The sequence below is a fragment of the Sphingomonas sp. CFBP 13728 genome (assembly GCF_014841895.1).
Taxonomy (GTDB): domain Bacteria; phylum Pseudomonadota; class Alphaproteobacteria; order Sphingomonadales; family Sphingomonadaceae; genus Sphingomonas.
In genome coordinates this window covers 84,367-93,948 of record NZ_JACYUS010000008.1, presented here as the reverse complement: position 1 = coordinate 93,948, position 9,582 = coordinate 84,367, and the positions used below count along the sequence as shown (strand labels likewise).

Below are 9,582 nucleotides of genomic sequence, written 5' to 3'. Positions count from 1 at the left end.
TAGCCAACGATGCGTGCGGATGATTAAGACGACGCCAGATTGCCAATCCCCTCGCCGTCGAGGGATTGGTCACAAATACCACTAAACCTTGCACGGTATCGATTTTAAACCCTCAGGCTTCGCCGCAAGGCGAAACCCGAAGGACCCAGATATGACGCAAACGCATGTCGCACCGGCTCCATTGCCTGGTGGCTATAGCGCCGGTGTCCCACCCGATCCCATTCCGAACTCGGCCGTGAAACCCGACTGCGCCAATGGTACTATCGCTCAAGCGATGGAAGAGTAGGTCGTCGCCAGGCATTGAAGCCCGTGCAACATGCAAAACACACCATATCCAAAACCCATTCACAAACGTCTCATACACACCCAACGCACGCTGGCCGTGCCGTCGCGGGGTGGAGCAGCCCGGTAGCTCGTCAGGCTCATAACCTGAAGGTCACAGGTTCAAATCCTGTCCCCGCAACCAATATTATAAACAAAACAACGACATACCGACCGCCCCCTACGCAAGCAGGGGGTTTTTGCGTTAGCACGCCGCTAGCACAAATTTGACTTTTGCCGCCGTTTGTAAAAAACTGCCCGCATTGGTCCACTATGTACCGGTAGCGTCGTTATGCAGCGGCACGAAATCCTTGGCGGAAAAGTCCAGATCTACAGGCGGGCAGAGGGCGGAAGCTGGCATTGCTCCGCCTCGGTCGGCAACAAGCAGCGCCGCTCGAGCACCAGGACGGATAGTCTGGCGCTTGCCAAGCAGGTCGCGGAGGACTGGTATCTCGGCCTGCGTGGCAAGCTTCACGCCGGCGTCCTGAAATCTGAGAAGACCTTCAAGGAGGCCGCCGCCCAGTTCACCCGTGAGTATGAAGTGATCACCGAAGGGCAGCGCAGCGTCCGCTGGACCCAGGGGCACGCGATCCGTTTACGGATTCACTTGGTCCCGTTCTTTGGCGACATGGGCCTCTCGGAGATTGCCGCGGGCAGGGTGCAAGAATACCGCGTGCATCGCATGTCGTCGCGCGGCGTGGCCAATCCGCATTCGCTCAGCAATCGACCAGTGACCGATAAGGCGCCGGCCTGGAAGACCATCCACAACGAGATCGTGACGCTGCGGCAGGTGCTGCATACCGCCGTCCGCCACGGCTGGCTTTCGCACGTACCGGACATCTCCAGTCCGTACCGCGCCTCCAGCAAGATCGAGCATCGGCCCTGGTTCAGCTCGGCCGAGTACAAGCAGCTCTACAAAGCGACCGGCGCCTACGCGAAGGAGCCTTTCCACGAGCACTATCGCTGGAACGCCGAACAGGTGCACGACTATGTGCTGTTTATGGCAAATACCGGCCTGCGCCCGGACGAGGCGTCCAATCTCGAACATCGCGATGTCGAGATCGTCGTCGATGACGAGACCGGCCAGCGTATTCTCGAGATCGAGGTTCGGGGGAAGCGCGGCGTCGGCTTCTGCAAGAGCATGCCGAACGCAGTTCGCCCCTATGAGCGTCTGCTAGGACGTCCGAAGCCGGTTCAGGGCGAAACCCGCCGACAGCGTAGGCGTCGCGAGCTGGAGGGGATTACAGAAGCGCCAGAGACGCCCGTGGCGGAACTGCCCAGGCCAACCGACAAGGTGTTCCCCGGCAATCATGTGAAGCTCTTCAACGGCATCCTCGACAAGGCCGGTCTCAAATTCGATCGCGATGGCAAGGCACGCACCGCCTATTCCCTTCGCCATACCTATGTCTGTCTCCGCCTGATGGAAGGGGCGGACGTGTATGCTGTTGCCCGTAATTGCCGCACCAGCGTCGAGATGATCCAGAAGCACTATGCCGCTCACATCAAGAACATGATTAGCGCAGCGTCCGTCAACGTGCGGCGCGCGAAGCCTGCCTCCCGGCGCAAGCCGCAGCCGGTCCTGTTTGAAGACGACGAACAGAGCTGACCGGGAACCGGTCTCTCCATCAGGACGCGGGCCGTTAACCGGCCCGCGAGCACCCCTTGCGGGGGCGACCCCGGATGAGCGCCCTTGCGGCGCTCATCCGCGCTCGTACGAGCGTTCACCTCGCTTATTATCCTCTCTCGGTGTGTCGACTTACATACAAAGCGAGACTGCCGGTCAGCGCCAGGCAAGAGAGTTCATTTGCGAGGATCTCTGGCTTAGCAACGCCCAGTTGCTGCGGCCCGCATAGACAGAGTCCCCAAACGGATTGCTATGCTACCGCGGCTCGTCCAGCGCGGCCGGCCCATCGAAGCCGTTGAGCATATCGGCCACTTCAGCCGCAAGATACACCCGGGCACCGGCTGGCGGCCCGATCCCCGAGCCGGACCAGTCCTGAGCACCGATGCATTGACCGTCGGCGCTAGGCGGACGCGTTGCCCGCTGAGCAGATCATCTCGACCGCACGCCGCTCGTTTAGCAGCACGCACCGCAAGTCATACATACGCGAAGAGCAAATTTGATGCCAATTAGCGAAATCCGATACCCTCGTCCCCGGCATTATAGCTTACGACCCTCCGGGCTTTATCGTGGCCACTAAATTGACGACGCGAATCCGGCACTTCGAGACATCGCTAATTCGCATAATAACAGTGCATCACCGTCTTTTGATATAGTGCTGCATCTGTGGCCCGCGGCCTACACCATCCGTAAGACGCAGAGGGCCTGATGCTTATCTCGGGCGGCCGGAGTTAAACCGCAGTCTAATTCTGCACAGAGACGCGTATATGGAAATGCGGTTCGGTTTCATCGATCTGAAGCTGTTTCACTCGGTCTAATCATAACCCAAGGCTCTAACCCAACCGCTCCGGCCAACTTCTCAATCGTTTCCAGTGTTGGGTTCGCTTGCGCCCTCTCAACCGACGAAATGTAAGGAACCGAGATACCGGTCCGCTCACATATGGCGCCCTGCGTCATACCAAGATCGCGACGACGGTCTTTAAGCCGCCGCCCAAACAACCGGAAAGTAGGTGAGGCACAGTCCTCTAAGTGGATGACGCTCGACATGACGTCAGGCGAACCACTGTCCAACGCGAACGACGCGCGCGCCGATCATCACCACCAAAATAGCTGAGCTAACGACACCCATCATAACCTGGTAAACGATTGGCGCAGCGTTTGGAACGAAATTTTCTGCTGGAAGAAGCAGCCGCGCGTGGGGGCGATCAGGGGATATCGCATGCCTTACCTTCCGCTTGTCGACGAAGCGACCTCTTCAAGATACCACGTGGTTCTGCCATAAATTGTAGGCGGCCCACAAATTCAAACTAGCGAGACATTCAACAAGTCTAACTTTCACACTCCAGTGTGTAGATATTCCATATAGTTGACACCGCTGGTAACGCTGGAATGCCACGTCGGAGCGACATGGTGTGTATTGGTCGGACTGGCTGCTTTTGATGTATGCGGAATGTCCGCATCTATGGCAAGACTGGTGGAAAGCAGAATGGCCGCTTTCGAGCGGACCGTGGCCTGAGCGGACGTTCGTTCATACGGCGGAGTGGATTTAATGATTGAATCCGGCTCCAGACCCAGCGCGTTCTTCGGATCCGCTGGCCACGACGACCAATTGAGCCATGTATTTGATCAGGTGTTTCCTTTTCCGCCAAAAATCGATGCGGTGGACTCGCGAACGGTCATCCTCGCGGGTACCGTAACCGGGGTGGCGGTCGTTGGGCCGTTGACGTGGTCGGCGATGATGAGGTTGACGGCCAGCGCGGTGACTTTGGCGATCGGCTGGACGATGGCGGTCAGCGACGGATTCGCCAAGCGGATGATCGGGGTATCGTCGAAGCTGATCAGCGATAGGTCTCCTGGCACGGCCAGGGTACGCTCGCGCGCGAGTTCGAGCGTCGCCAGCGTCATCTGATCGTTGCTCGCGATGATTGCGGTCGGCGGGTCGTTCAGCGTCAGGAGTTCCGCTGCCGCGGCGCGACCAGAGGCGTGGCTGAAGTCGCCGATCGCCAACAGATCGTCCGTCGCCAGGCCAGCCGCCTGCATCGCCGCACGCCAGCCGTCGACCCGCCACGCGCTCAGTTCATACTCGTCGGGGCCGGCGATGAAGCCGATCCGGCGATGGCCGAGTTCGACCAGATGCTCGGTCGCGATCCCGGCGGCGCGCGTGTCGTCCATGATCAGCCGGATGCCGGGCCCTTCGGTCAGTGAGCCAATCCGCGCGAAGCTGATACCCTGCGTCTCGAGCAGGTCGATGATCAGCGGATTGCCCGAATGCGGCGGCGTCAGGATCACGCCGTCGGGTTGCAGCGCGGCGATCGCGGCCATCAATTCGCGCTCGATATGATCGCTATGCGTGTCGACCAGTTCGACGATCAGGCGATAGCCGTGCTCGGCGCAGGTCAGCATCCCGCCGAGCATCATCTGGTCGAACCAGTCGGTGCCCTGCCGCGCGCGCCAGTCGGCGATCGTCCGCTCGCGATCGTTCAGCGCGAGGATCAGGTACGAACGCGATCCGCCCATGCGTTGCGCGGCGATCGACGGGACGTAGCCGAGCTTGTCAATCGATGCCTGGACGCGTTGCATCATCTCGGGTCGGACACCCGATTCCTTGTTCACCACGCGGCTGACGGTCTGCAGCGACACGCCCGCATCCGCCGCGACATGTTTGATCGTTACCGCCTGACGTCGCCGTGCCATGCGTCTGAACTCAGGCTGCGAGGACGGGTGAGGGGGCGGGTGCGGTGCCGCAGTAGCGCGCGACGTACTCGGCATGCTCGGGTAACCCCGCGACGGTCGCGTTGGTGCCGTCTCGCAAGCCGCCGAGCAGCCGCGCCAGTTCGTCGTCGCGCAGCTTGGTCGCGATCGGGTGATAGCTCCGCGGGACGATGCCTTGCCCCAGCATCACCTGCACCCAGCTGTTTTCCGCGAACAGCTCCTCGTTCTTGCGGAACACGCGGCCGGTTTCGCGAAACAGCTCGATCTTCTGTTCGAGCGAGGCGGGGATCGGCATCGCCGCGCATTGCCGCCAGAACGCGCTGTCGAGGCGGTTCGTCGCCTTGTAATGCAGGATCAGGAAATCGCGGATCTGCAGCATGTCGGTATGCTGCTGGTCGTTGAATTCGGCGACGTCGCGGGGGCTCACCGCTCCCGACGGGAACAGCCGCAACAGCCGCAGTACCGCGCGCTGGATCAGGTGGATGCTGGTCGATTCCAGCGGCTCCATGAACCCGCCCGACAGGCCGATCGCGATGCAGTTGCGATGCCATTGCTGGCGCCGCGCGCCGGTCACGAAGCGGATCACGTTCGGCTCGGTGAGCGTCTTGCCCTCGATATTGCCGAGCAGCCGGTCGAGCGCGGCGTCGCGGTCGAGATAGCGGCTGCAATAGACGATGCCGTTGCCGGTGCGATGCTGGAGCGGGATGCGCCACTGCCAGCCCGCATCATGCGCCATCGCCCGCGTATAGGGCAGGGCAGGCCGCACGCTCTCGGTCTGGATCGCGATCGCGGAATCGCACGGCAGGTAATGCGTCCAGTCGTCGAACCCGGCGTGCAGCGCGCCCTCGATCAGCAACGCGCGAAACCCCGTGCAGTCGAGGAACAGGTCGCCCTCGATCCGCGCGCCGGACTCGAGCACCAGCGCGGCGATGTCGCCACTCTCGCCGTTCAGCTCGACCTGCGCGATCCTGCCTTCGAGGCGGCGCGTGCCGTCGGCCTCCGCCATCTTCCGGAGGAACTTGGCGTAGCGCGTCGAATCGAGCTGGTACGCATAGTTCATCCGGTCGTCGGGCAGATGCGCGAACTTGCCCTGCAACGCCGCGCGCAACTCGAGGCAGTAATCGTCGTAGGGTTGCGCGTGCCCCTTGGTCAGGCCGTGCAGCCAGAAATGCTGGAAGCCCGCGGACCAGTGATCCTTGCCGGTGATCCCGAACGAATGGAAATAGCGCTCGCCGCGATCCTTCCAGTCGTCGAACAGGATGCCGAGTTTGAACGTCGCCTGCGTCTCGCGCATGAACTCGGCTTCGTTGATCCCGAGCAGGCGGTTGAAGGTGATCATCGGCGGGATCGTCGATTCCCCCACGCCGATCGTACCGATCGCATCGGATTCGATCAGCGTCAGCTCGATCGTGCTGCCCATCGTCCGGGCGATCGCCGCGGCGGCCATCCAGCCGGCGGTGCCGCCCCCGGCAATTACGACGCGGCGAATTGGCGAATCTGTCATCGGCTGAGCGCTCTCAGGAGGAAGGCGCGGAGGCGACCCGCGGTGTCGGCGGTAAGCGGCGCGAGCACGCCGCGCGCCGCCTCGGGAATATGGTCCGTGACGTCAGACCCGTTGGCGAACACATACTGATCGAACATCTCGCGCCAATGCGCCTTCTCGTCCGCGGGCAGATCGCGGATCGCCAGCATCGCGTGGTTCAGCGCATCCTGCGGCTGGCCGAGCCACCGCGGCGTCTCGCGCCACCAGTAATTCACCAGCACGTTGAAGTTCGATAGCCCCTCGACGTGATGCCACCACATCGCCGGGATGTAGAGCGCGTCGCCAGCCTCCAGCTCGGCGACCTGGCCGTGCCGCAACGCCTCGCGGAAGCGAGGGTGAGCGGCAAAATCGGGATCGTGGAAATCGACCATGCTGACCGCGCGGCCGGCCGGGGTATTGTCGACCGGGCCGAGGTAGAGATTGCGGAACTGGTCGCGTGGGAAGACCGTAAAGCGCCGCCGCCCGACCGCGACGCAGGCGAGATTGTCGGGCACGTCGTTATGCGCCGCGATCCGTGTCCGGGTGCCCATCCAGATGCTGGCAAGCGGCGTGCGATCGCCCAGCTCGACATGGTTCGCCTCGTGCAGCCCGACGAAGAATTGGTGCAGGTCGATCGAGGCGAGATAAATGGCATGCGCACCGGCCGCGCCTTCGTTGGCGTCGATCCGTGCGAAGATCTCTGGCAGTTTCGCGCGCAGCATCTGGAAGTTCATCGCGTGCGCGGCGTCGTAGAACAGTCGGCCACCGCTATCAGGCATCGCGACGGAGACCGCGAAGGGCAGGTCGCGGGCGTGGCGCTGGATATAGTCGCGTGCCGCCCGCGACGATTGCAGTCCCGCGCGCACCATCGGCCAATCCGCGATCAATCCGCGCACGATGAACGGCGTGGTCGCCTCGCGCAGATGCACGTCGAGGCTCGCGGGATCGCGGACCTCGATCTCGCGGATGCGCGGCATGGTCGCGAAGACACCGGGATCGGCGTCAGCCATGATTGGCCCGGCGGTTCTTTCGCGCGATCAGGTCGCCGATATTGCCGAGCGACGCGAGCGCCATGAAGATCGGCATCAGGTGCCCCGCGGCGTGCAGGTCGGCGACCGCAGCATCGTCGAGCGCGACTAGCCTGTCCTCGTCGATGACGTGATAGCCGACCAGCCGGTTCTTCGAGCCATCGTCGAGCGTGACGTCCATCGTCAGTGGTTCGAGCAGCTCGTAGCGGCGCAACGCGGCGAAGAAGTCGGCGGACGCGACATAGTCGGTGTCGAGCGCGCGGAGCTGATCGGCGATCCGTTCTAGATACGGCGTCGGCCGCCCGGTATCGTCGAATACGCGCGTGCCTTCGCCTACGCCGATGCGGGGGCTGGCCATATCGATATGGACCTGGCGGACGTCGCCCGCGCCGCGCCCCACGAGGAACGGCTGGCTGTCGATCGCGAGCGGGCGATAGCGCGCGTCCCATCCTGCGTCGGTCAGGAACAGGTTCTCGCCGGGCTCGAACCCGAACATTGCGAGCGCGGTAAAGCTGTCGCGCGTCTGGTCGAGCTGGAACAGGATCGGATAGTGCGTCTGGACGCGGCGAAACTCGCTGGGGACGGTGATGCAGGTCATCACCGCGTCGCCCAGCGCGGGCGCGCGCTCGGTGCGGATGCGCAGATCGCGGTGGTCTTCGGCGGTGAGGATGACGTGGTCGGGCATCAGGCTATCGGTTCCATCGCAGGAAATTCCATGGCGGGTGTGGTCGCATGCCGCAGGGCATCGAGATAGGCGCGGTTGGTGGGCAGTCCAGCGGCGAGCATACGCCTGCGCTGATCGACCTGCGCCAGCAAGGCTTCCGTCCGCGATCGATCCGCGGTGGCGATCGCGCCGCGCGTCGGCACGGGGAAGCCCATGCCGTACAGGACGTATTGATAGCTCGCGGCGGGGAAGATCTCGTCGATCATCGGGAAATCGGCGCGCGACGGTGGTTGATGCCGCCACAGCGCCAGCAGTTCGACGAGGCGCGGGGGGATAGAGGCGGCGTCGCGGTGATCGCGCCAATAGGGTTCGTCGCGTTCGCTGAGCACGTAATGCAGCTTGAGAAACTCGACGATCCGGTCCCAGCGATAGCGGAACAGCGCGTTGAAGCGCGTCGCGTGGATATCCATCGCGCCGCGGTGGCTGGGAAAATTGTCGAGCAGCGCGTCGAGCGACAGTTCGATCAGCACGATCGCCGAGGCTTCGAGCGGCTCCAGGAACCCCGCGGACAGCCCGACCGCGACGCAGTTGCGCTCCCAGAATTTCGTGCGGTGGCGCGACTGGAACTTGAGCTGGCGGAACGTCGGCAACGGCGCGTCCGGCGCGGTGGCGCGGATATGGCGCGTAAACGTGTCCGCCGCGGCATCGTCGCTCAGATGCGCGGACGAGTAGACGCAGCCGATGCCGCGCCGGGTGGGCAGGCCGATGTCCCAGATCCAGCCGGCGGCGTGCGCGGTCGCATTGGTCTGCGAGGCGATCGGGCTGCCGGCCGCGACCGGCACCTGCGCGGCGAGCGCGCGGTCGTTGAACAGTTCGCGGCCGCGGTCGATCGTGGCGATGCCGTAATGGTCCCCGATCAACAGCGCGGCGTGGCCGGTGCAGTCCAGGAAGAGATCGCCAGCGATGGCGCCCGACGCGCGCGTGCGGACTGCGGCGATGTCGCCGTCCTCGGTGCCGTCGATACCGACGACGTGGTCGCGGACGTGGCTTACGCCGAGCCGCTCGGTCGCGTGGCGCGTCAGCAGCGCGGCGAGCTTGCCCGCGTCGAGATGGTAGGCATAGTTCAGCGTGCCGGCGTAATCGGGCATTGCCCGCTGGCGCGGTGCGAGGTCGTGGTGGCAGATCGCGCCCTGCGCGCCGACCATGTCCGCGAACCGCCCGCCATGCTCCGACCAGGCCGAGACGAGATCGCGTGGGTCGCCGTCGACGGGGGCGGTGAAGGGGTGAAGATAGCTGTCGTCGGCCGCGCCCGTGCGCCAGCCGTCGAACCGGGAGCCCTGCTTGAATGCGGCATCGCAGGCGAGGAGGAAGTCGGTTTCGGTGATGCCGATCCGTTCGAGCGTGCGGCGCATCGTCGGCCATGTGCCTTCGCCGACGCCGATCGTCGCGACGTCGGGGGATTCGACCAGCGTGACCGTGAGAGGGCGCACGGTGTCGCGATCGGCAAGGGCGGCGATCAGGCAGGCGGCGAGCCAGCCCGCCGTGCCGCCGCCGACGATCACGATTTGGGTGATCGCGGGGTCTTCTCCGGCAAGGGTCTCGTTGGCCATCGTCTGCTGCCTGTTTCCCTGTTTTCGCATGCCAGCTTGCTCCGTCGGGTGCAGGAGCGCCACCCTTGACCGCCATCCCGACGAAAGTCAGGGCCCGGAGTAAC

7 protein-coding genes, 1 tRNA gene and 1 rRNA gene are annotated in these 9,582 nt (G+C 63.7%); 3 read left to right on the top strand and 6 right to left on the bottom strand.

The window, feature by feature from the left end; translation table 11 throughout:
- The first annotated feature begins 184 nt into the window (after positions 1-184).
- The 3 genes from rrf (at position 185) to IFT67_RS19180 (ending at position 1,927) form a co-directional block, all read left to right on the top strand.
- A 5S ribosomal RNA gene (rrf, locus tag IFT67_RS19190) occupies positions 185-299 on the top strand.
- Positions 300-389: 90 nt separating this feature from the next.
- A tRNA-Met gene (locus IFT67_RS19185) sits at positions 390-466 on the top strand.
- A 147-nt stretch (positions 467-613) separates the two neighbouring features.
- On the top strand, positions 614-1,927 hold the full coding sequence (locus tag IFT67_RS19180; protein WP_192239699.1) for a site-specific integrase: 1,314 nt from the start codon (positions 614-616) through the stop codon (positions 1,925-1,927).
- Positions 1,928-2,728: 801 nt separating this feature from the next.
- Here the strand turns inward: IFT67_RS19180 and relB are convergent.
- The 6 genes from relB to IFT67_RS19150 form a co-directional block, all read right to left on the bottom strand.
- Entirely contained in the window at positions 2,729-2,989 is a 261-nt protein-coding gene (relB, locus tag IFT67_RS19175; protein ID WP_192239698.1) for a type II toxin-antitoxin system RelB family anti-toxin, read from the bottom strand.
- A gap of 579 nt (positions 2,990-3,568) precedes the next feature.
- Entirely contained in the window at positions 3,569-4,636 is a 1,068-nt protein-coding gene (locus tag IFT67_RS19170) for a LacI family DNA-binding transcriptional regulator (protein ID WP_192239697.1), read from the bottom strand.
- Between the two features lie 10 nt (positions 4,637-4,646).
- Complete coding sequence (locus IFT67_RS19165) at positions 4,647-6,158, bottom strand: tryptophan halogenase family protein (protein ID WP_192239696.1); 1,512 nt, start codon at positions 6,156-6,158, stop codon at positions 4,647-4,649.
- The gene (locus tag IFT67_RS19160; RefSeq protein WP_192239695.1) at positions 6,155-7,186 is read right to left on the bottom strand and encodes a cupin-like domain-containing protein; all 1,032 of its coding nucleotides are present in this window, start codon (positions 7,184-7,186) and stop codon (positions 6,155-6,157) included. Before IFT67_RS19160 ends, IFT67_RS19165 begins: the two co-directional genes overlap by 4 nt.
- Positions 7,179-7,889 (bottom strand): SapC family protein, encoded by a 711-nt coding sequence (locus tag IFT67_RS19155; protein ID WP_192239694.1) that lies wholly within the window; start codon positions 7,887-7,889, stop codon positions 7,179-7,181. Before IFT67_RS19155 ends, IFT67_RS19160 begins: the two co-directional genes overlap by 8 nt.
- A complete protein-coding gene (locus tag IFT67_RS19150; protein WP_192239693.1) occupies positions 7,889-9,478 on the bottom strand; it encodes a tryptophan halogenase family protein in 1,590 nt (529 codons plus the stop codon). Before IFT67_RS19150 ends, IFT67_RS19155 begins: the two co-directional genes overlap by 1 nt.
- Between the last annotated feature and the right edge of the window lie 104 nt (positions 9,479-9,582).